Annotated in this window: 19 protein-coding genes; 6 read left to right on the plus strand and 13 right to left on the minus strand. The window is 49.2% G+C overall.

Features of this window, described 5'->3' with window-relative positions; all coding sequences use genetic code 11:
* A complete protein-coding gene (locus tag TY03_RS08875; RefSeq protein ID WP_042369005.1) occupies positions 1 to 855 on the plus strand; it encodes an alpha/beta hydrolase in 855 nt (284 codons plus the stop codon).
* Here TY03_RS08875 and lipB read toward each other — a convergent pair.
* From lipB to TY03_RS08890, 3 genes are all read right to left on the minus strand, one after another.
* Positions 844 to 1,512, minus strand: a complete 669-nt coding sequence (lipB, locus tag TY03_RS08880; RefSeq protein WP_042369006.1) for a lipoyl(octanoyl) transferase LipB — start codon at positions 1,510 to 1,512, stop codon at positions 844 to 846. The genes TY03_RS08875 and lipB overlap by 12 nt on opposite strands.
* Before the next feature lie 132 nt (positions 1,513 to 1,644).
* Complete coding sequence (locus tag TY03_RS08885) at positions 1,645 to 2,589, minus strand: helix-turn-helix transcriptional regulator (protein ID WP_042369007.1); 945 nt, start codon at positions 2,587 to 2,589, stop codon at positions 1,645 to 1,647.
* 89 nt (positions 2,590 to 2,678) lie between these two features.
* Positions 2,679 to 3,095: a VOC family protein gene (locus TY03_RS08890; RefSeq protein WP_042369008.1), complete on the minus strand. Its 417-nt coding sequence runs from the start codon at positions 3,093 to 3,095 to the stop codon at positions 2,679 to 2,681.
* A gap of 517 nt (positions 3,096 to 3,612) precedes the next feature.
* Here TY03_RS08890 and TY03_RS08895 point away from each other — a divergent pair.
* A complete protein-coding gene (locus TY03_RS08895) occupies positions 3,613 to 4,452 on the plus strand; it encodes a helix-turn-helix domain-containing protein (RefSeq protein ID WP_042369009.1) in 840 nt (279 codons plus the stop codon).
* Between the two features lie 8 nt (positions 4,453 to 4,460).
* Here the strand turns inward: TY03_RS08895 and TY03_RS08900 are convergent, their stop codons facing one another.
* From TY03_RS08900 to TY03_RS08915, 4 genes are all read right to left on the minus strand, one after another.
* A complete protein-coding gene (locus TY03_RS08900; protein WP_042369010.1) occupies positions 4,461 to 6,677 on the minus strand; it encodes a heavy metal translocating P-type ATPase in 2,217 nt (738 codons plus the stop codon).
* Positions 6,678 to 6,782: 105 nt separating this feature from the next.
* The gene (locus tag TY03_RS08905) at positions 6,783 to 7,097 is read right to left on the minus strand and encodes a heavy-metal-associated domain-containing protein (protein ID WP_042369011.1); all 315 of its coding nucleotides are present in this window, start codon (positions 7,095 to 7,097) and stop codon (positions 6,783 to 6,785) included.
* Between the two features lie 24 nt (positions 7,098 to 7,121).
* Positions 7,122 to 9,344: a TonB-dependent receptor gene (locus tag TY03_RS08910; protein WP_042369012.1), complete on the minus strand. Its 2,223-nt coding sequence runs from the start codon at positions 9,342 to 9,344 to the stop codon at positions 7,122 to 7,124.
* A 152-nt stretch (positions 9,345 to 9,496) separates the two neighbouring features.
* Positions 9,497 to 9,907, minus strand: a complete 411-nt coding sequence (locus tag TY03_RS08915; RefSeq protein WP_042369013.1) for a hypothetical protein — start codon at positions 9,905 to 9,907, stop codon at positions 9,497 to 9,499.
* Positions 9,908 to 10,049: 142 nt separating this feature from the next.
* On the opposite strand from TY03_RS08915, the gene TY03_RS08920 reads away from it, so the two are divergent.
* From TY03_RS08920 to gcvP, 4 genes are read left to right on the plus strand one after another with little or no spacing between them, the layout of a single operon-like run.
* Positions 10,050 to 10,901, plus strand: coding sequence for an RsiV family protein (locus tag TY03_RS08920; RefSeq protein WP_042369368.1), 852 nt, complete (start codon positions 10,050 to 10,052; stop codon positions 10,899 to 10,901).
* Positions 10,902 to 10,941: 40 nt separating this feature from the next.
* Positions 10,942 to 11,565 (plus strand): 16S rRNA (guanine(527)-N(7))-methyltransferase RsmG, encoded by a 624-nt coding sequence (rsmG, locus tag TY03_RS08925; RefSeq protein ID WP_042369015.1) that lies wholly within the window; start codon positions 10,942 to 10,944, stop codon positions 11,563 to 11,565.
* A 17-nt stretch (positions 11,566 to 11,582) separates the two neighbouring features.
* Complete coding sequence (locus TY03_RS08930) at positions 11,583 to 12,221, plus strand: MBL fold metallo-hydrolase (protein ID WP_042369017.1); 639 nt, start codon at positions 11,583 to 11,585, stop codon at positions 12,219 to 12,221.
* 36 nt (positions 12,222 to 12,257) lie between these two features.
* Positions 12,258 to 15,104, plus strand: coding sequence for an aminomethyl-transferring glycine dehydrogenase (gcvP, locus tag TY03_RS08935; RefSeq protein ID WP_042369018.1), 2,847 nt, complete (start codon positions 12,258 to 12,260; stop codon positions 15,102 to 15,104).
* Between the two features lie 235 nt (positions 15,105 to 15,339).
* On the opposite strand, the gene TY03_RS08940 is transcribed toward gcvP, so the two are convergent.
* The 6 genes from TY03_RS08940 to serC form a co-directional block, all read right to left on the minus strand.
* Complete coding sequence (locus tag TY03_RS08940) at positions 15,340 to 15,906, minus strand: nitroreductase family protein (protein ID WP_042369020.1); 567 nt, start codon at positions 15,904 to 15,906, stop codon at positions 15,340 to 15,342.
* Positions 15,907 to 15,970: 64 nt separating this feature from the next.
* A complete protein-coding gene (locus tag TY03_RS08945; protein ID WP_042369021.1) occupies positions 15,971 to 17,089 on the minus strand; it encodes an HpaII family restriction endonuclease in 1,119 nt (372 codons plus the stop codon).
* 11 nt (positions 17,090 to 17,100) lie between these two features.
* Positions 17,101 to 17,709 (minus strand): IMPACT family protein, encoded by a 609-nt coding sequence (locus TY03_RS08950; RefSeq protein WP_042369023.1) that lies wholly within the window; start codon positions 17,707 to 17,709, stop codon positions 17,101 to 17,103.
* A gap of 157 nt (positions 17,710 to 17,866) precedes the next feature.
* Positions 17,867 to 19,114, minus strand: a complete 1,248-nt coding sequence (locus TY03_RS08955; RefSeq protein ID WP_042369025.1) for a DUF1015 domain-containing protein — start codon at positions 19,112 to 19,114, stop codon at positions 17,867 to 17,869.
* A 234-nt stretch (positions 19,115 to 19,348) separates the two neighbouring features.
* On the minus strand, positions 19,349 to 20,269 hold the full coding sequence (locus tag TY03_RS08965; RefSeq protein WP_042369029.1) for an NAD(P)-dependent oxidoreductase: 921 nt from the start codon (positions 20,267 to 20,269) through the stop codon (positions 19,349 to 19,351).
* 3 nt (positions 20,270 to 20,272) lie between these two features.
* Entirely contained in the window at positions 20,273 to 21,346 is a 1,074-nt protein-coding gene (serC, locus tag TY03_RS08970; RefSeq protein WP_042369032.1) for a 3-phosphoserine/phosphohydroxythreonine transaminase, read from the minus strand.
* Positions 21,347 to 21,425 lie beyond the last annotated feature (79 nt).

Genomic DNA, 21,425 nt, shown 5'->3' on the forward strand with positions numbered 1-21,425 from the left:
ATGAAATACCTCGTATTGACTACCTTATTATATATGAGCACCATTCTGTCGGCGCAACAACCCATTGAACGGCCTTTATGGCCCAATGGGGCGCCCAACAGCAACGAACTGACGGGTACGGAACAAGAGTTGGAGCCTCATCGCGTCAGCAACGTAACCCAGCCTACGATCACCGTATATCCGTCGGCACGCCCCAATAGCAAGGCGATTATCATGTGCCCCGGCGGTGCGTATACCCTCCTGGCAACCGATCACGAAGGACATGATATGGCTCCTTGGTTTCATGCACAAAACATTACGTACGTGGTATTGAAGTACCGCATGCCCAACGGTCATTCGGACGTTCCCCTGTCGGATGCCGAACAGGCCATCCGGATGGTACGCCAACAGGCAGCCGAGTGGAATGTAGACCCTAAGCAAGTCGGTATCATGGGGGCTTCGGCAGGCGGACACTTGGCATCGACCTTGGCTACCCATTACGGTAGCAAGGAGACACGCCCCGACTTTCAGATACTGTTTTATCCGGTTATAACGATGGATGAGGGGTATACACACATGGGCTCGCGAATCAATCTGTTGGGCAACCGACCCACAGCAGAGCAGTTAGCCCTGTTCAGCAACGAACAACGGGTCGATGCACAGACACCGCCGGCTTTCATCATGCTATCGTCGGACGATCGGGCAGTACCGCCCGCCAATGGCGTTAATTACTACCTCGCACTGGTGCGCAACGGTGTACCGGCCTCGCTTCATGCCTACCCCACCGGCGGGCATGGATGGGGCTTTTGGGACAGCTTCGCCTACAAGCGTCAGTGGACAGGCGAACTGGAGAAATGGCTACGTTCAGCCCTTTGATTGCAACAGGGTCAGGATAGCTTCCTGCAAACGTTCTTTTACTTCCGCCAAAGGCGTTGCCTCTCCCAACTCTTGTTGTAGCGAGGTGACGCCTTTGTCTATAAAGCCACAGGGGTGAATGTAGCTAAAGTAGCGTAAATCGGTATTGACATTGAGCGCCAACCCGTGCATGGTTACATAATGGCTACTACGCACACCCATCGCACAGATTTTACGTACTCGCGGGGTATCGACCTCAAGCCATACTCCGGTCGCTTTCTCCAACCGTCCGGCTACGATGCCATACGAGGCACAAACACGAATCACAGCCTCTTCGAGCAGATGCACGTACTCCTTCAGCCCCAGATTGAACTCTTCGAGATTGAGGATGGGATAGCACACCAACTGCCCCGGTCCGTGGTAGGTGATATCTCCCCCACGGTCGATGTGGTAGAGGGTGGCGTCGATGGCCTTGAGCTGCTCATCGGTCAGTAGCATATGCTGGTCTTTTCCGCTTCGCCCCAACGTATATACATGGGGGTGTTCGCACAGAATGATGCGGTTCTCATAAGGTTCGTGGTTCTGTTTGGCACTAACAAGTGCATCGAACCAGACTGTTTGGCGTTGCCAAGCTTCGGAATACGGAATCAAGTTCCAGTCAATCACAGTAGTTTTCATGCGAACAAAGATAAAATGAATACACAACGAACGCCTCGGTCAATACACAGCTGCCGAGGGGGTGTAAAGATACCGCAGATTCTCTTGAAAAACAAACATAGCGCACACTCTTTTTCCTGCGTCGGCGGGTTGTCAAACAGAGATGGCTTGCAGGATGCTTCTGACCTTTTCTTTTAAAGCTTCCGGTCGAACAATGGTTGCTACATCGGCGTATGAGAGATACCAACGGGCAAACTTCTCCAACGAGAATTGGACGAATTGACATTCGATACAGTCGCCCGTCTCTTGTTCGGAAACCAATCCGTAGTAATACTTATCATCGCCCATCATGGAGGCTTTATCCTTACTTATTTTGACAACGACCTCAAACAGATTCTCCTTGCGGTAGGTGTCATCCAGAAAGACCTTCAAAGGCGGATGTTGCCTCGTTTGTGCCTTTTCGAGCGAAACGATATGCTGCACCCTATCCATACGGAATGTTCGATAAGCCAACTTTTGCAAGCAGAAGGCGATCAGATACCAATTCGTTCTCGAAAAGAACATCCCCACAGGCTCTACTTCTCGTTTGGAAACAGTGCGTACGGAGTCAATAATGTAGGAAATCTCTAAACTCTTCCGTTCATAAATGCTTTGTAGCACCAATAGAAGTATATCGGGTCTATAGGTCGACGGCTTATGCGTTGGTAGTACCGACAGGCTGCTTTCTATGATTTCTACTCTTTTCTTATCGGTACTGCGCATAACAGACCGTATTTTCTCCATGCCCGATTGATAATGTCCACTATTCTCGGAATCGGTCAGTTCATTGACTAACTTTTCGGCTATTAAGAACGATAACGCCTCTTCCTGCGTAAACATAAGCGGAGGGAGCTTAAATCCGTCCATCAATGAATAACCCACACCGGGGTTTCCAACAATGGGAATACCCGCCTCCTCTAACGCACGAATATCCCGGTAAACAGTGCGGATACTGATATGAAACCGTTCTGAAATTTGTTGTGCTTTTACAAGCGAATGCGATTGCAACTGCACCAATATGGCCGAAAATATGGCCGAAAGACGCTCTATTCTATTCATAATTATCAATATGACGGACTAAAGTTACTAATAAATAGGCAATAATAGGCGCATTTTTAATAAACGACCCATTATTGCCCGATTTTAGATCAACCTTCATAGTCTTTATCGGTCATCATGAGCAACCAGCGCACACCAAACCGATCAATGACCTCACCTATCGTTTCGGAAAAGAACGTTTTCTCCAACGGGCTCACGATGGTTCCTCCTTCGGATAAAACAGTAAAAACCGATTGCAGCTTTGCCCGATCTTCAAAGGCCAGCACGAGCTTGTTGCTCCCCGTAGTCACAGGCACACCTTTATCCGCATCTTCTCCCTGAATACTGAAATGTTCAGTGTTCAATACGATGTGAGAGATTTTATTCTTTTCCTCCTCATCGACAGACAGTGTCTTATCTTCTCCTTTCCGAAATAAGAAAACAATCTCACCGTTAAAAATCTGTTTGTAAACTGAGAATGCTTTTTCGCAATCTCCGTTAAATACCAAATGCAAATGTAATTCCATACGTTCATTTATTGAATGAGTAACTTAATTATCGGTACAAAAGTAAGTGATTGCCTGACAACCCTATGTCAGCATGTTTTCGAAAAGCAAATTATCATTATTTTTTAACGACTCATCTGATAGTAAACAGCAGATAGGAATCATTGAAAGAAAGAGTACGTACTTAACAGTGCAATAACTAGTATATTAATACACCGTTAAATACGCACTCTTGCCACCCAAGAATACGTACTCCATAAAACGCTTACAATCAATATAATATAAAACATTCGTCATATACATAGAATAATTAATACGTAAATAAAAAAGAATACTATTTTATTTTAATAGATACGCTTATTAGCCCTATTTCAATACTTTACAGTGGGTTAACCTTTCGGTTAAGAGATGGTTTTTCAACAACAAATCATCCGAAATATCACTAAATGAATAAACAAAATGATCTTTATTTTTATTAAGTATGCACATAAATCGATATTTTTACGTAAGTTTGTACAGACACAAAAATACAGGAGTTATGAAGTTCGATTTTCCACAAGTTGACCTACCCAGTGAGATTGTTGCATGGACAGATGTTACAGAAGATATATTGAATCTTTACAAGCAATCCTGCCGATTGCAAGCAGGAATCTTTGCCGTTTGCATAGAGGGTAGCATGAAGGCTACCATCAACTTGATTGACTATGAGATTAAAGAGAATGACCTGATTACGCTGTTGCCCGGAAGCATCATACAGTTTCGGGAAAAAACAGAACGTGTTCGATTGAGCTTTGCCGGGTTTTCATCCGGATGTATTGGTCGGGTTAATCTGATTAAACTACTGCTCGGTGCGTTTCAAAAGATAACCGAATATCCCGTTCTTTCGTTGAATAAAGAGGTAGCCGGTTATTTCAAAGACTACTTCGCACTACTTACGCGGCTTGCCTACAACGAGGAGATCGTGCTCATCCCCGAACTGACCGAGGCATCACTCAATAGCGTATTGGCAGCTACCCGAATGGTATACAAGAACTACTCCCAGCAGGAGCGGAAATCGAGTCGGAAGGAAGAGATATGCAAGGAGTTGGTACAAGCCGTTACGCAGCACTATACCACCGAGCGGAAAGCTCAGTTCTATGCCGACACACTAGGTATTTCGCTTCAGCATCTCAGTACAACCGTAAAGCAGGTGACGGGCAAGAATGTGCTCGATATCATTGCTTATATTGTTATAATGGATGCCAAAGCCAAATTAAAATCAACTCGGATGACGATTCAGGAAGTGGCCTTCTCGCTCAACTTCCCCAGTGCTTCTTTCTTCGGTAAGTATTTCCGAAGATATGTAGGCATGACCCCACTCGAGTTCAGAAACAGTTAGCCGAAGAGTTACTTCTGAAGCTTCAGACTCAACGAGTTCAGTACTACCGAAACACTCGAAAAGGCCATGGCCGCACTGGCAAGCATCGGATTGAGCAACAGTCCATTGAATGGAAACAAGATGCCGGCTGCAATCGGAATACCGATGAGGTTATAAATAAAGGCCCAAAAGAGGTTCTGATGAATCAGCCGAACCGTTTGTTTAGACAGCTCGAAGGCACGGGGAAGCAAAAGCAGATCCGAGGTCATCAGCGTAACCATCGCCACATCCATCGCAATATCGGTTCCCTTGCCCATGGCCACACTCACATTGGCAAGTGCCAACGCTTGCGAGTCATTGATACCATCGCCTACCATTGCCACAACCTTACCTTGCAATTGCAGTTCGCGCACAAACTCTTGCTTGTCGTCGGGCAATGCATCGGCAACAAACCTATCGATATTCAATTTGCCTGCTACAGCTTGTGCCGTGCGGTGCCCATCACCGGTTAGCATACAGATATCAATGCCCAATCTTCTCAACTCCTTCACGGCTTCGATCGAAGTGGGTTTAATTTGATCGGCAACAGCAATAATGGCGAGCAGCTCGCTACCACAACCAAAATAGATAATACCGTTTCCTTCGGATTCGTAATGAACCAACGCACTGCTCATCACATCGGTAAGTGATGCATTGTAATCTTTGAGTAGTTTATGACTACCCACCCAGTACATTTTGCCCTGATAGGACACCTGCACCCCTTTTCCGGTGATGCTTTCGAATGAATCCAGCGATACGGGAGTTACTTTCTGCTCGTCCTGCAAGCTCTGTACAATAGCACCTGCCAGCGGATGTTCCGACTTTAATTCGGCAGCCAGCAGCACAGAGGTATAATGCACCTCCTGCGCTCCTGCCCATAACCAACCGGCTACGGCGGGCTTGCCTTCAGTAAGCGTGCCTGTTTTATCGAGCACCACTACGTTGACTTTGCGCATCTGCTCCAAAGCCACAGCGTCTTTGATAAGTATATGCTGACTGGCAGCCTTGCCGATACCGACCATTAAAGCCGTAGGCGTGGCAAGTCCGAGTGCACACGGACAGGCAATAACCAACACCGAAATAGCCGAGAGCATGGCGTGCGAGAAATAGTTCGCACCACCGATCACCATCCACAAAACGAAGGTAAGAATGGATATGCCCAGCACAACGGGTACAAATACGTTAGTCACCTTATCGACAATGCGCTGCACGGGGGCTTTGCTGCCTTGTGCCTCTTGCACCATACGGATGATGCGAGCCAATACCGTTTCGGCACCTACCTGTGAGGCGCGGATGATAAACGAGCCACGCTGATTGATCGTTCCTGCCAGTACCTTATCTCCCTGCTTCTTTTCCACCGGAATGGGCTCACCGCTAATCATACTTTCGTCGACAAAGGAGTCGCCCTCGGCCAGCGAACCATCGACCGGAATCTGCTCGCCCGGACGTACTACCACCAGATCGTCGACCTGCAACTGATCGATCAGTATCTCCTCTTCGATGCCGTTGCGAACCACACGGGCTATCTTAGGCTGAAGCCCCATCAGTTTCTTAATGGCAGCCGAGGTATTGCCTTTGGCACGCTCTTCGAGCAGCTTGCCCGTGAGTACAAAAGCGATAATGACAACGGCAGCTTCGTAATACACATGGGGTTCGAGACCACGGTCGTACCAGAACGAGGGGTAAAAGGTGTTGAACACACTAAACAAGAAGGCGATAGAGGTACTCAGGGCTACGAGCGTATCCATACTGCTGCGTCCCAACCGTGCCTGTTTCCAAGCTCCTTCGTAGAAGGAACCGCCAAAAAGAATCATCACGGGCAATGCCAGCAGCATCTGCATCTCGCTCGAGTAAGGGATGCCCATAAACACCATCGAGAGCAAAAGCATAGGCACGGAAAAGATCCATGCACCGATCACTTGCGCTCTGAGGTGACGATAATGCTTCTGTTGCGCCTCTTCGAGATGTTCTTCTTTGAGAGCCTCTTCTTCAATAATAAGATCGTATCCACCCGACAGAACGGCGGCTTTTATTTCTCCTGCAACCAGCTTGTCGGCTTCGTAAGTCACGCTAAGCGTATTGGTGGCAAAGTTAACCGAAGCATCAATAACACCCGGCAGCTGTTTTACTATCTTCTCAATATTATTAGCACATCCGGCACAATGCATCTTCAACACCGGGAAAGCTTGTTTTGAAATATTACTCATATTATTACTTATTCGTTCGTTTAATAAACTGAAAACAACAAAGCCATATAGAAAGTTCGCAGATGATACCGAGGTATTCATCTGCGAACAATTGGGGTGAAGTTTCTATTTTTTTACTTCGGTTGTTTTTTCATCTTTCACTACGACGGCCTCGTATTTAAACTTCTTGAAACCTTTCTGTAACTTCTTTACATCGGTTTTACCGGCGTCATAGGTAATCGTTACTGTTTGCGACTTCACATCGGTCGTAAAGTCTTTCAGCCCCTTTTCGTACTTGATATTATTCTTTACCTTGCGCTCACAGTTCGGACACTCCATCTGCTCTACCTTAAACACAACGGTACGGAAATCTTTCGCCATGACAGCAGTAACACTCAACAATGCTACGACAAGTGTAGCCAATACTTTTTTAGCTTTCATAATAGTTTATTATATAATTAGTAATTAGAGTCTGGGTAAATTGACACGCACACCGATGTATCCTTTAACTCCGTGTACCGGCCCCCATATCATGGTCGAGTCGAAGTTTGGCCCCCAAGGGTTGGCGGCATCTACAATCGGGTTTTTCTGCTTGAAGTTGGTCAGGTTCTCGCCTCCTACATAGATAGACCAGTTGCGGAAATAACGGGTAACCTGTGCGTTCACCTGCTCGAAAGCTCCGTATCGGGCTTCCCAAGAGGGGGCATCGTTGGCCAACAGATACGCGGCAGGCATTCGTCCGCCACCGTTGAGTTGCAGGGTGGCATCAAACTGCCAAAGCCCAAGTGCCGTTTGATACGAGGCGGTAAGCAATCCTTTGTATTTGCTCGTAAGCGGTTTTTCGAGCAACTGCCCTCCATAAGTGGTCTTGGCATCGGTCATACGATAGGCAGCCGTAAGGGTAAAGCCGGTAAAGAACGGATAGGATGCTTCGACCTGAAACACCTTCGAGTAAGAACGTCCGTCGAGATTGCCGAAAGAGACTTCGTGCGGGTTCGAATCCATGTCGATGACTACCTGATGAAGAAAGTCGGTGTAATAGAACTCGGCATTCACATTGAGCGTCTTGCCAAACAATGGTAGGTAGGTCGATACGCTCGCACCGTAGTTCCAAGCCTCTTCCTGCTCCAGGTTATCCGCAATGAGGATATTGCGACTACTGGCCATGAGGTAATTGTTCTCGGCCAATACATGATTGGTGCGGTAACCCTTACCTGCCGACAAGCGGAAGTTGACGTACTCGTTGGGGGCATACTTGAGGTGGGTACGTGGTGTGACGAAGAATCCGTAGCGGCTGCTATGATCGCCACGCAGTCCGGCCATGAAGGTGAGCTTATCGTTCCAGTTCAAGGTGTACTGTGCATAAACACCACCTACCGACTCACGTTCAAAATTCTTCACCCGACCGTCGGCTACCTGGTTGGTAAGTCGGTAACGCTGATCGAATCCGTCGAAGTTATAGCTCACTCCTGCCGAAAGGCTGTGCATACGGGTCAGTTCGGTTTCGAACATCAACGAAGCATACGCATTCTGCTGGTCTACATCATAGAGCTTGTGCCCATAGGCGGCATCTTGATTGTGAAGAGTTCCGGAGAGAATCAAAGCCAGATTGGTATTCTTCTCCTTATCAAATATAAAAGCGTTCTTGGCAAAGGCCTCGTAGCGGTCGGTACGAATATCGACCTCGTAAAGTTCTTTCTGCTCCATGCCCGACATACCGTGGTGGGTCTGCCCGCCGCGACGGTCTTCGCTCAAGGCTTTGATACCGCCAATGAATACATAACCATCACTCATATACGTCCAACGGTTGAACAGGTGATACTGCTCCACACGAGGGATATCCACAAAGCCGTCGCCGTTGCCGTCGTGTGCTTTCGTTTCGTTTTCGTAATGTGCCAACAGCATCGTGCTCCATTTGTCCGACAGCTTTATAGAGGCATCGGCATTGGCTTCGTAGCGATTGGTGGTGCTGGCAAAGAGGTTGGCCGATACCCAATCGGCCTCTTCGGCATTGGGTTTCTTAAACTCAACATTGATCTGTCCGGTCAATGCTTCGTAACCGTTTTTGACCGACGAAGTACCTTTGCTTACCTGTATGCTCTGCATCCATGGCCCCGGCACATAACCCAGCCCATAGGGTGCGGCAGCTCCGCGAAAGTTCGGAATGTTCTCGGTAAGCATCTGCACATAGGTTCCCGAAAGCCCCAATAGCTTAATCTGTTTGGCTCCGGTCGATGCATCCGAATAGCTGACGTCGACCGACGGATTGGTAGTAAAACTCTCGCCCAGGTTGCAACAGGCGGCACGGCAAAGTTCTTCGCCGCTTATCATATCTTCGTTCAATACACTGCTACGCAACTTCATCGTCCCCATCTTGCGGCTCACCACACTGACCTCGGCCAGTTGAAGCCCCTCGCGCAACACAATGGCGAGGTTGTTTTGCTGCTTACCAACCTTGATCGTATCGTTTTCGAAACCGATGAAGCTAACCACCAGCTTGCGTTCTTTGTCTTGCCGGGAGATGCTGAACGTTCCATCGGGTTGGGTGGTCACTCCGCCGGTACTGTTCATCCAGAAGATATTGGCACCGGGAATGGGTTCACCGCCGCTATCCTTGACTGTACCGTTGATTTGTGCCTGCAATGTAATGCTTGTAAATAGTAGTATAAAGGTGTATAATTGTTTCATAAAATCTGCTTAATAATAGACTGTACATAGAATCTCCCTCCTCTTCTACCGGGAAGATAGAAAGGGAAGAGAACAGAAAAGAGCGAACCATTGCTCCGAAGAGGCAATAGATCGTCGCATTCTTACTGCATTCGTAGAATGAAAGCAGACGTCTAAATCAAAAAGGTAGCATAGAGAGCCAAAGAACTGTTTACGCTCTTCGGAGGAGACGGATCGGGATACGAAAGAACCTTCTCTTTTTCATAAGTAAGAAAAGGTAACAAGATAGAAGAATCGAGGTAGAACACCGGTACGGAAACCGCACTCAACAGCTCTTCAAAAGAGTGACTTACCAGATCGACTTTATGAATCGAAACCCAGCAACCTTCGTCATCGCATGAGGAAGACCCGTGTTCATCGCTTTTATGGCAATCGGGCTTATCGCAACAATGGCAAATAGAATCGCAACAGGTTTTTCCCGTTTGGCATTGATTACAACAATAGTGTATAATCGAAACACCCGCTCCTGTATATATAATAAGGAGCGAAAGCAAGCAGGCCAATATGTAGCGGAGTCTCTTCATAATTCGATGCCACAAAGATAGAAAAATTTAACCACTCCCCCCAACTTATTTTTCTTTATTTATTCGTCGGATTCATTTATAAGTTTTATATTTGTCGGTAAGGAAACACCTAACAAATATAGAAATTAAAGAAAAAGACCCAATGAAAAAACAATATGTCAGTCTACTTGCCGTTATACTTTCGGTAAGTGGTTTTTTATTTTCTTGCGGTGACAAGATGAACAAAAACACCGGCAATTTAAAGTTCGACAGTATTCGTGTTAATGAAACGGCACACCTCTTTGGCGACACGTCAAAGCCTGCTTGTAATCTGGTGATTAGTTTTACCTATCCCGTCAAATCATCTGATGCCATGCTCAAAGATAGTTTGAATACGTACTTCCTATCGGCCTGTTTCGGAGACAAATACATGGGTATGACTCCCGAAGAGGCGGTTAAAGATTATACGCAGACATATATCAATGATTATCGCCGCGACCTCGAACCGATGTATACCGAAGACGAGAAGAACAAAGAGAACGGCGGCTCCATCGGCGCTTGGTATTCGTACTACAAAACCATCAAGAGCAACGTACAGTTTTACGAGAAAAATCTGCTCGTGTATCACATCTATTACGATGAGTTCACCGGTGGTGCACACGGAATTTATTCGAATACCTTCCTGAATATGGATCTGAACACGATGCGTCCGCTCCGTCTGAGCGACCTCTTCGTTGAAGAGTATCAAGAAGCGCTCACCGACCTTATCTGGAACCAACTGATGGCAGCCAACAAGGTAACTACCCACGAGGAACTCGAAGACCTTGGTTACGGATCGACCGGAGAGATTGCCCCTACCGAGAACTTCTTCCTGAACAAAGAGGGAATCACCTTCTATTATAATGTGTACGACATCACCCCGTATGCCATGGGCCCGGTCGAGGTGCACATCCCGTTCGATATGATGGCACACCTGGTAGGCAGCAGCCCCATTATCGGAGAACTCAAAAACTAACCCATTCACTTATATATCATATAATTCGTAATTCAACTCAATGGAAATCATCCTGAAATACTTTCCGGACCTGACCGAAACGCAGCGTCAACAATTTGCCGCACTCTACGATCTGTACACGGACTGGAATGCCAAAATAAACGTCATCTCACGCAAAGACATCGAAAACCTCTATACACACCATGTGCTGCACTCCTTGGGTATTGCCCGGATGATTCAGTTCCGTCCCGGAACCAGCATTATGGACTTGGGTACGGGAGGTGGGTTTCCCGGTATTCCGCTGGCTATTCTCTTTCCCGAGGTGAAATTCCATCTGGTCGACAGCATTGGCAAGAAGGTACGAGTGGCACAAGAGGTGGCCAATGCCATCGGGCTGACCAACGTGACCTTTCGCCACGCACGTGCCGAAGAGGAGAAACAATTGTTCGACTTTGTCGTAAGCCGTGCCGTAATGCCACTGTCGGATCTGATTAAAATCATTAAAAAAAACATATCGCCCCGGGGAATCAACGCACTGCCCAACGGTCTTATCTGCCTCAAAGGAGGCGAGTTGGAGCACGAAGCGATGCCCTTTAAGCACAAAACCACCATGCACAGCCTCGGTGAAGAGTTCTCCGAAGAGTTCTTCGAAACCAAGAAGGTCGTGTATGTAAGCCTACCCTAATAATCATTTAAAAACGTATGAAGATAAAGAGATTTGAATTTAATATGTTTCCCGTAAACTGTTACGTATTATGGGACGACACCAAAGAGGCAGTGGTTATCGATCCGGGCTGCTTTTACGATGAAGAGAAGCAAACACTGAAAAACTTCATTATAACCAATGGACTAACGGTGAAGCATCTGCTCAATACGCACCTGCACCTGGATCATATTTTCGGAAACCCGTTCATGCTGCAAGAGTTCGGCTTATCAGCCGAAGCCAGTCAGGCAGATGAGTACTGGCTCGAGAGTGCACCCAAACAGAGCCGGATGTTCGGCTTCCAGTTGAAAGAAACACCCGTGCCGTTGGGCAAGTACCTGCACGATGGCGACATCATCACCTTCGGAAATACTTCGCTCGAGGCCATTCATGTGCCGGGACACTCGCCGGGGAGTTTGGTGTACTATTCGGCGGCAGACCACTGTATGTTCTCGGGCGACGTGCTGTTTCAAGGAAGCATTGGCAGAGCCGATCTGACAGGAGGCAATTTCGACGAGCTGAAAGAGCACATTTGCAGTCGCTTGTTCACCTTGCCCAACGAAACAATCGTGTACCCGGGACATGGTGCTCCCACCACCATCGGCATGGAGAAAGCCGAAAACCCATTCTTCAGATAAACTTTGCAACCGCCAACGAACAAAAACACTAATGATATGAAAACAGATTTATTAGCCAGCCGACACATCGGCATCAATGAACACGACGCTGAGATCATGCTTAAGAAGATAGGCATGAGCAGTGTCGACGAATTAATCGAAAAGACCATCCCCGCCAACATCTTGTTGCCGGAGGCACTGCCACTGCCCGAACCCATGACGGAGTACGAGTACGGCCAACACATTGCCGCACTGGCAGCCAAGAACAAACTCTACACGACCTACATCGGTATGGGATGGTACAACACCATCGCTCCGGCTGTGATTGTGCGCAACGTGTTCGAGAATCCGGTGTGGTATACCTCTTACACGCCCTATCAGGCGGAAGTATCGCAAGGACGGCTCGAGGCACTGATGAACTTTCAGACAGCCATATCCGACCTCACGGCACTGCCACTAGCCAACTGCTCACTACTCGACGAAGCCACTGCCGCAGCCGAGGCCGTATCGATGATGTTCGCACTACGCAGCCGTGCACAACAAAAGAGTGGTGCCAATGTGGTGCTGGTCGATGAAGAGATATTTCCCCAGACACTCGCCGTAATGACCACACGTGCCATACCGCAAGGCATTGAACTTCGTGTAGGAGACTACCGCGAGTTCGAATTTGCCCCCGACGTATTTGCCTGCTTGGTGCAATACCCCAATGCAAGCGGAAATGCAAACGACTACCGTGAACTCGCCGAAAGAGCCCATGCAGCCGACTGCAAGATAGCCGTGGCCGCCGACATCCTAAGTTTGGTACTACTCGTTCCTCCGGGCGAGTGGGGAGCCGACATCGCCTTCGGAAGCACCCAACGATTGGGTATTCCCCTCTTCTACGGCGGCCCTTCGGCAGGATACTTTGCCACACGCGACGAGTTCAAACGCAACGTGCCCGGACGCATCATCGGCCTCTCACTCGACAAGTACGGCAAGCGATGCTACCGCATGGCACTCCAAACCCGCGAGCAGCACATCAAACGCGAAAAAGCAACCTCCAACATCTGTACCGCACAGGCACTATTGGCTACCATGGCAGGCTTCTATGCGGTGTATCACGGACAAGAGGGGCTCACCACCATCGCATCGCGTATTCACAGCATCGCCGCTTTTCTCGAAAGCAGCCTGATGAGACTCGGTTATACGCAACTCAACGACCAATACTTCGACACGCTCTGCTTTGCATTACCCGATAGCGTGTCGCCACAACAGATACGCACCATCGCCCTGAGCAAAGAGGTGAACTTGCGCTACTTCGACAACGGACAGGTAGGTTTCAGTATTGACGAAACCACCGACCTGACTGCCGTCAACGTATTGCTCTCCATCTTCGCCATCGCTGCCGGAAGAGATTTCCAAAAAGTAGACGATGTGCCGCTGAAGAGCACCATCGAGGAGGGACTGAAGCGTCGGAGCGATTTCCTCACACACGAGGTATTCCAAAAGTATCACACCGAAACCGAACTAATGCGCTACATCAAGCGTCTCGACCGCAAAGACATTTCGCTGGCACAGTCGATGATCTCACTCGGTTCGTGTACCATGAAGCTCAATGCAGCAGCCGAACTGTTGCCCCTGACGCTGCCCGGACTCGCCAACCTGCATCCGCTCGTACCCGAAGATCAGGCCGAAGGGTATCGTGAAATGGTTAAGAACCTATGCGATGAGCTGAATATCATCACCGGATTTGCCGGTACGAGCCTGCAACCCAACTCGGGAGCCAGCGGCGAATATGCAGGCTTGCGAGTAATCCGCGCATACCTCGAAAGCATTGGCGAGGGACACCGTAGCAAGGTACTTATCCCGGCATCTGCACACGGAACGAATCCGGCATCAGCTATTCAGGCAGGCTTTACCACCATTACCTGTGCTTGCGATGAGCAGGGCAATGTCGATATGCTCGACCTGCGTACCAAAGCCGAAGAGAACCGCGACGACCTGGCAGCACTGATGATTACCTACCCATCGACTCACGGCATCTTCGAAACGGAGATCGTAGAGATCTGTCGCATCATTCATGCCTGTGGCGCACAGGTGTACATGGACGGTGCCAACATGAACGCTCAAGTAGGATTGACCAACCCAGGATTTATCGGCGCCGATGTCTGCCACTTGAACCTGCACAAGACGTTCTCCATCCCTCACGGTGGTGGCGGTCCCGGTGTAGGCCCGATCTGTGTGGCCGAACACCTGGTTCCGTTCCTACCCGGTCACTTCATCTTCGGAAACGATACCAACGCAGTATCTGCCGCTCCTTACGGAAGCGTAGGCGTGGCTACAATCACCTACGGGTACATCCGCATGATGGGTACCGAGGGATTGAGAAAGGCTACTCAAACGGCTATCCTGAGTGCCAACTATCTGGCAGCCTGCCTCAAAGACACCTACGGCATTGTGTATCGCGGTGCCAACGGCTGTGTAGGACACGAAATGATTCTGGAGTGCCGCAACGTATTTACCGAAACGGGTATCAGCGAGAACGATATCGCCAAGCGACTAATGGATTACGGATATCACGCACCGACCCTCTCCTTCCCCGTTCACGGTACGCTGATGATCGAACCTACCGAAAGCGAAAGCCTTGCCGAGCTAAACAACTTTGTCGATGTGATGCAAAACATCTGGGAGGAAATTCAAGAGGTGAAGAACGGACAGGCCGATAAGGAAGACAATGTATTGGTCAACGCTCCACATCCCGAATACGAGGTGGTAGCCAACGAATGGAAGCATAGCTATCCGCGCGAAAAGGCGGCTTATCCAATTGAGAGTATACGCGAGAATAAGTTCTGGGTCAACGTAGCACGTATAGACAATACGCTGGGCGACCGGAAACTATTCACAACGCAATACGGCGAGCTGTAAGAAACAGGCTCTAAAAGGTTAGCACCATTCCTTACACTTTGTTGGAAAGTGCCTTACCGCACATTGTAGCATAGAGTAGATAAACAGCATGTAGTAAAAAACGTGCTTACTGTTTGAAAAAAAGCTGGCGGCGTTTTAATAAAACGCCGCCAGCTTTTTTATTTTTCCCGCGAGCTTTTTCAAAAAGACGGCGGGCTTTTTTTGGGGATATTTGGATAATAAAATATCTCTGTCCCTACTCTGCCACAATCGTAACGGTTCCAGCCTTTACCACCTTCTCTTTCAGTGATACTCCCGGTGCAGCATAGCCCAATGCCACGCAGCCATACACCTGATGCCCTTCGGGCACTCCCAACGAAGTGAGCAGGGCGCGCACTTCGGGGTCGTTGCAGGTCGTTCCCAACTGATTGATCCAGCACGAAGCAATGCCGAGCGACTGTGCCGCCAGAAACATATTCTCGATGGCACAGGCACAATCCATGCCCGCCCACCACTGTGTCGGTTCGTTCGATACGATCACCAACGTAGGTGCGTGGTAGTAGCAGCAGTACGTCGAACTCGCTCCGCGCTCCTGCAACCGAGGGTCGCTGCTTTTGGCAAAAGCGCCTTTGATGCGGTTGTTAAGTTCGGTCAAGGTTTCGGTACGCTGAATGGCAGTGAAGTGCCACGTCTCATAATGCATCCCGCTGGGGGCATAGGTCGCTGCTTCGAGTATCGCTTGCAGATCGCCAAGAGGTACTTGGCGGTTGTCGTAAGCACGCACACTGCGGCGTGCTTTGATGGTTTCTAATACGTTGTTCATCGTTGCTGTCAGTATAAATATTGTTCGTTGCGCGGGCTTCGCGAGGGGGAGGTAGCGTCGGATGCTACCGCTTCACCAAGCCGATCTTTGCATTGAGTTTGAAGTAATACACTCCGTTTTCTTTCTCCAGAAAGCCGTATTTGTCTTTCTCGACCGAACCTTTTTCGAAGCGACTGTTAAAGAAGAGGAACTCCTCGAACACCTCTTTCTGAGACTTATGGTAGCAAAGTACCTCGCCGCTTCCGTCGACCAGCAAGAGACCCTCGACAGCCGAGTCGGTTCCGTTGTATATTTTGGCGGGGCGCATACCCAACACCAAGGTCATCAGGAACTGCTTCATCTTAAACTCGTAGAAGCCATGCTTCTCGATCAACTCCTCCTTAATCTTGAGCGGGTTGGTTTCGCGCATCAGCTTGGTCAACTCACTCACCCGCGAGATGCCTTCGATGTGCATCGTGCGCACCATTTCGGCTAGCAGGCGGGGGAAGTGAAGATCCATCATCAGGAGGTTGCTACGAAACACGCGGTCGGCCACGTCGGCATACTTCAATACACCGCCCAACCGTTCGATCATCAGCATGCGATCTACCACCTCGGTGGGCGATTCGGGCAAGGCATTGATCTTGTTCACCGTCGGGGTGGCAAACTTAATACCCGTTTGCTCAAACTTCAGGTTGGCAGTTCGTCCGCCATCGAGCAGCGGATTCATGGTACTGAGCCGTGAACGCACGCTAAAGCCAGCCAGCGGAGCGTCGGGATGCCAAAAGGCGATAGACAGGTCGGTACGGTCTTCGGTTTTGGCTTCGAGATCAAAGATGGCGGCAGCATCGAGAAACTCCTCTACCCCATCGGGGGAGGTCACTTCATCGTCAGCCGAAGACTTGATTGCCTCCAACACCAGACGCGCCACTTCGGCAAAATCTTCACGGGGCAAGCTCTGGGTCAGCACCGGTGCACCGGATTGCACCTTTTCTTTTAGTTCGGTTTCCATACGAATCGTCTCTCCTTCTATGTAGTAGCGACGGGTACCGTTGTGCTCCTCGCGCTGAATCATGGCGATGGGCCATACGTTGTCTTCGTTGCGTTTAGCCTGAGGAGTACCGTGAGCGACTTTGCCGTCGGCCAACAGACGGAAAAAGGTATAGAGTTCGCTCCACTCTCTTTTAGTTGCTTGAAATGCCATATATTGCTTTTTTAGTTTTGTTCGGGGATTCGTGCCGTCTCCACCTTTTCGAGCCGTGCACGCAGGCGGTTCATCATCGATTGGCGGATTCGGAGGGTCATGCTGCAATCCATGTCGTAAGATTGGGCAACGATCTCGGGTTCTTCCTCTTTGACAATGCGCATGACATCGTTCATAAAGGGATATTCGAAGAGAACGGTCACCTCTTCGTCGACCGTCTTTTCGATGACCGTACAAGTAGCGATCACCTCCGCAGCAGCAGCTTTGTAGGCCACAATGAGTCCGCCCGTACCCAATTTAATGCCGCCAAAGTAGCGCACCACGATGATGAGTATGTCGGTGAGGTTGTTCGAGTTGATCTGTCCCAAAATGGGCTTTCCGGCCGTTCCGGAGGGTTCGCCGTTGTCGTTAGCGCGAAAGTTGGTACGCTCGTGCCCCAACATATAGGCATAACACACGTGGCGTGCATCGTAATATTTCTTCTGAGCCGCATCGATGTGAGTCTTTATCTCGTCGAGGTTGCCAACGGGATAAGCGAGTGCGATGAATTTGCTTCGCTTTTCGGTAAACAGCGCCTCGGATGGCTCAAGGATGGTTTGGTAAGTATCTTCAGCAGTCATGGTGCAAAGATACTTAATTCGTCACAGAGTACACACGGGGCATCGTGTTTTTTAACCTCTTGCAAGGAAAAAAGCACGATGCCCCGTGGTTTGTCAAAGAGGGCGGAAGATTGATCATCCTCCGCCCTCTTTTGTGTGGTTTATGGTGAGAAGCACCTTAGTCGAGCTTGTGAATAACTAGCCCCGAACGCAGTTTGGGTTCAAACCAAGTGGTTTTAGGAGGCATGATGTTGCCCGTATCGGCAATATCCATCAACTGCTTCATCGAAACAGGATAGAGAGCCAAGGCCACTTTCATTTCGCCGCTGTCGACACGCTTGCTCAGTTCGCCCAGTCCTCGAATACCGCCAACGAAGTCGATACGCTTGTCCGAGCGCAGGTCTTTGATGCCGAGTATCTCATCGAGAATGAGGTTGGAGGAGATGGTTACGTCGAGCACACCGATGGGGTCGTGATCGTTGTACGTCCCCTCGCGGGCGGTGAGGCTGTACCAGGTTCCGCCCAGATAGAGAGCGAAGTTATGCAGGCCGGCGGGATGATATACTCCCGCACCTTTCTTCTCTACAACGAAATTCTTTTCGAGAGCGGCCAGAAACGCTTCGGGGCTGAGCCCGTTGAGGTCTTTGACCACGCGGTTGTAATCGATAATCGTCAACTGATTGGCGGGGAAGCAGACGGCCATAAAGTAGTTGTACTCTTCGGTTCCGTTGTGAGCCGGATTTTGTGCGGCTTTCTCGGCTCCCACCAATGCGGCGGCTGCGCTACGGTGATGCCCGTCGGCAATATACAGGGCGGGCATGGCGGCAAACTGCGCAGTGATTTGAGCGATGTCTTCGGCAGCATCGATCATCCAGAAGCTGTGTCCGAATCCATCACCGGAGGCGATGAAATCGTATACGGGCGGTTGGGTGGTGTACTTACGGATCAGCGCATCGAGCACCTCGTTGTCGGGATAGGCAAAGAATACGGGTTCGATGTTGGCGTTATTCACGCGTACATGCTTCATGCGGTCTTCCTCTTTATCGCGACGAGTGAGCTCGTGTTTCTTTATCACACCGTTCATATAGTCGGGCACATAGGCACCTACCACGAGTCCGTATTGCGTCTTTCCGTTCATGGTCTGAGCATATACGTAATAGTTCTCGGCAGTGTCTTGCACCAACCACCCCTTGTCCTGAAAGGCTTGAAAGTTTTCGGCAGCTTTGAGGTAGACCTTCTCGTCGTGCTCATCGGTGCCTACGGGGAAGTCAATCTCGGGTTTGATGATGTGATAGAGCGATTTCTCGTTTCCGGCAGCTTCGGCACGCGCCTCTTCTGAGTTGAGCACGTCGTAAGGGCGCGATGCAACTTGTTCTACCAGTTCTTGCGGCGGGCGAATGCCTTTAAAAGGTTTGATTACAGCCATAGAGTAAGAGATGTTTATTAGATGTTACAAGGTTTATTTTTGCGCATAAAGTACCACACTCCCAAAGCGACGCCACCGAGAATCAGCGTTCCCGCAACTCCAATGCAAAGCCCTTGTAAGAAATCGGACAAAGACAAATGAAGGAGGGTACTCACAAACAAGACAGCAATCCCTAGCATAAAATCTACGATTAGCATCACATATAGGAGAGGGAATTTATTACGCATATTTCTTTCATTTATTGACTCTGAACTTCTCGCAACCGTCTTTGAAGAAGCCTACAATCTGTGTGGCTGCAGCAATACCGGCATTGATATTAGCCTCGGCAGTCTGTGCACCCATCTTCTTGGGTGTAGAGAAGTAGCGGCCGGCAAAGAGTTCGGTGAACTTATCGTTGGCGGCAGGCATGATATCGGTCAGGTATTTAAAGTCTGGACGATCTTCCATCAGCTTAATCAATTCGTCTTCGTTGATTACCTCTTTGCGAGCCGTGTTCACCAACATAGCACCTTTGGGCATTTGCTTGAGCAGCGCGTAATTGATCGACTTTTTCGTTTCGGGTGTTGCCGGGATGTGCAGCGACACCACATCGCAGGTTTGGTACAGTTCATCGGCCGAGGTCAAGGCTTTAACTCCGTCTTTCTCGATCACATCGGCGGGGCAAAAGGCATCGTAAGCGTAGATCTCCATGCCAAAACCTTTGGCAATGCGGGCTACGTTGCGGCCTACGTTTCCGTAGGCATGGATACCAAGTTTCTTGCCCATCAGCTCCGTGCCCGATGTTCCGTTGAAGAAGTTACGGGCGGCATACACCATCATGCCCAATGCCAATTCGGCTACGGCATTGGAGTTCTGTCCGGGTGTGTTCATCACGCATACACCGTGTGCAGTGGCGGCTTCGAGGTCTACGTTGTCGTATCCGGCTCCGGCACGCACTACGATTTTGAGCTCTTTGGCGGCATCGAGTACCTGTGCATCGATGATGTCGCTACGGATGATGATGGCGTTAGCATCTTTGACCGCATCGAGCAATTGCGCCTTTTCGGTGTATTTTTCGAGCAGCGCGAGTTCGTATCCGGCTGCTTCTATCTCTTTGCGAATTCCGTCTACGGCTACTTTGGCAAACGGTTTATCAGTGGCAATAAGTACTTTCATGGCTTAGTTGGTGTGTAGTTTCTCAAATTCTTGCATGCAGTCGACCAATGCTTGTACGCTCTCTTTCGGCATAGCGTTGTAACAAGAGGCGCGGAAACCACCTACCGAGCGATGACCCTTGATGCCGTCCATACCTTTCGACTGGGCAAATTTCAAGAAGTCGGCCTCGAGAGCTTCGTATCCGGGAGCCATCACGAAGCAGATATTCATGCGCGAACGATCTTCGACCACAGCTGTTCCAACGAACACCTTGTTGCGGTCGATCTCGCCGTAAAGCAAATCGGCCTTCTCGATGGCACGACGCTCCATCTCCTTCACACCGCCTTGCGCCTTGATCCAGCGCAGTGTTTGCATGGCTGCATAGATAGGCAGTACGGGAGGGGTGTTGAACATCGATCCTTCTTTGATGTGAGTGCGGTAATCGAGCATCGTGGGTATGTAGCGTGATACTTTGCCCAAGGCATCGTCTTTGACAATGACGAAGGTAACTCCGGCAGGTGCGAGGTTCTTCTGTGCACCGCCATAGATACAAGCGTATTTGGAAACGTCGATAGGACGTGAGAAAATATCGGATGACATATCGGCTATCAACGGAACGGGCGAAGAGATGTCTTCTTTCAACTCCGTACCGTAGATGGTATTGTTGGTAGTAATGTGAAAATAATCGGCATCAGCAGGAATCGTATATCCTTTGGGAATGTATGTGTAATTGGCTTCGGCCGAAGAGGCTACTTCGACTACTTCGCCAAAACCTTTGGCTTCTTTCTGTGCCTTCTTGGCCCAGACGCCGGTATTGAGGTAAGCTGCTTTTTTCTCAAGAAAGTTATAGGGAATCATGCAGAATTCGAGGCTGGCACCACCACCCAGGAAAATAACAGAATAACCTTCGGGAACGTTGAGCAACTCTTTGAACAGGGCCACAGCCTCGTCCATTACTGCCTGAAAATCTTTGCCACGGTGACTAACTTCTAAAACGGAGAGCCCGGAACCATTGAAATCTAAAATAGCCTTTGCTGTTTCTTCGATCACTTCGCGGGGAAGAATGGAGGGTCCTGCACTGAAATTATGCTTTTTCATCTGAAGTTTGTTTTGGGTTTAACAATTTCGTTTATTAATTTATAACGTCATTACGACATTGCGAATTTACGAATTAATT

It is taken from the genome of Bacteroides neonati, assembly GCF_000499785.1.
Classification (GTDB): domain Bacteria; phylum Bacteroidota; class Bacteroidia; order Bacteroidales; family Bacteroidaceae; genus Bacteroides; species Bacteroides neonati.

Bases quoted from the DNA above. Each gene is read 5' to 3' on its own strand.
- TY03_RS08875 (WP_042369005.1), top strand. From the start codon at position 1: ATGAAATACCTCGTATTGACTACCTTATTATATATGAGCACCATTCTG.
- lipB (WP_042369006.1), bottom strand. From the start codon at position 1,512: ATGAAAACTACTGTGATTGACTGGAACTTGATTCCGTATTCCGAAGCT.
- TY03_RS08885 (WP_042369007.1), bottom strand. From the start codon at position 2,589: ATGAATAGAATAGAGCGTCTTTCGGCCATATTTTCGGCCATATTGGTG.
- TY03_RS08890 (WP_042369008.1), bottom strand. From the start codon at position 3,095: ATGGAATTACATTTGCATTTGGTATTTAACGGAGATTGCGAAAAAGCA.
- TY03_RS08895 (WP_042369009.1), top strand. From the start codon at position 3,613: ATGAAGTTCGATTTTCCACAAGTTGACCTACCCAGTGAGATTGTTGCA.
- TY03_RS08900 (WP_042369010.1), bottom strand. From the start codon at position 6,677: ATGAGTAATATTTCAAAACAAGCTTTCCCGGTGTTGAAGATGCATTGT.
- TY03_RS08905 (WP_042369011.1), bottom strand. From the start codon at position 7,097: ATGAAAGCTAAAAAAGTATTGGCTACACTTGTCGTAGCATTGTTGAGT.
- TY03_RS08910 (WP_042369012.1), bottom strand. From the start codon at position 9,344: ATGAAACAATTATACACCTTTATACTACTATTTACAAGCATTACATTG.
- TY03_RS08915 (WP_042369013.1), bottom strand. From the start codon at position 9,907: ATGAAGAGACTCCGCTACATATTGGCCTGCTTGCTTTCGCTCCTTATT.
- TY03_RS08920 (WP_042369368.1), top strand. From the start codon at position 10,050: ATGAAAAAACAATATGTCAGTCTACTTGCCGTTATACTTTCGGTAAGT.
- rsmG (WP_042369015.1), top strand. From the start codon at position 10,942: ATGGAAATCATCCTGAAATACTTTCCGGACCTGACCGAAACGCAGCGT.
- TY03_RS08930 (WP_042369017.1), top strand. From the start codon at position 11,583: ATGAAGATAAAGAGATTTGAATTTAATATGTTTCCCGTAAACTGTTAC.
- gcvP (WP_042369018.1), top strand. From the start codon at position 12,258: ATGAAAACAGATTTATTAGCCAGCCGACACATCGGCATCAATGAACAC.
- TY03_RS08940 (WP_042369020.1), bottom strand. From the start codon at position 15,906: ATGAACAACGTATTAGAAACCATCAAAGCACGCCGCAGTGTGCGTGCT.
- TY03_RS08945 (WP_042369021.1), bottom strand. From the start codon at position 17,089: ATGGCATTTCAAGCAACTAAAAGAGAGTGGAGCGAACTCTATACCTTT.
- TY03_RS08950 (WP_042369023.1), bottom strand. From the start codon at position 17,709: ATGACTGCTGAAGATACTTACCAAACCATCCTTGAGCCATCCGAGGCG.
- TY03_RS08955 (WP_042369025.1), bottom strand. From the start codon at position 19,114: ATGGCTGTAATCAAACCTTTTAAAGGCATTCGCCCGCCGCAAGAACTG.
- TY03_RS08965 (WP_042369029.1), bottom strand. From the start codon at position 20,269: ATGAAAGTACTTATTGCCACTGATAAACCGTTTGCCAAAGTAGCCGTA.
- serC (WP_042369032.1), bottom strand. From the start codon at position 21,346: ATGAAAAAGCATAATTTCAGTGCAGGACCCTCCATTCTTCCCCGCGAA.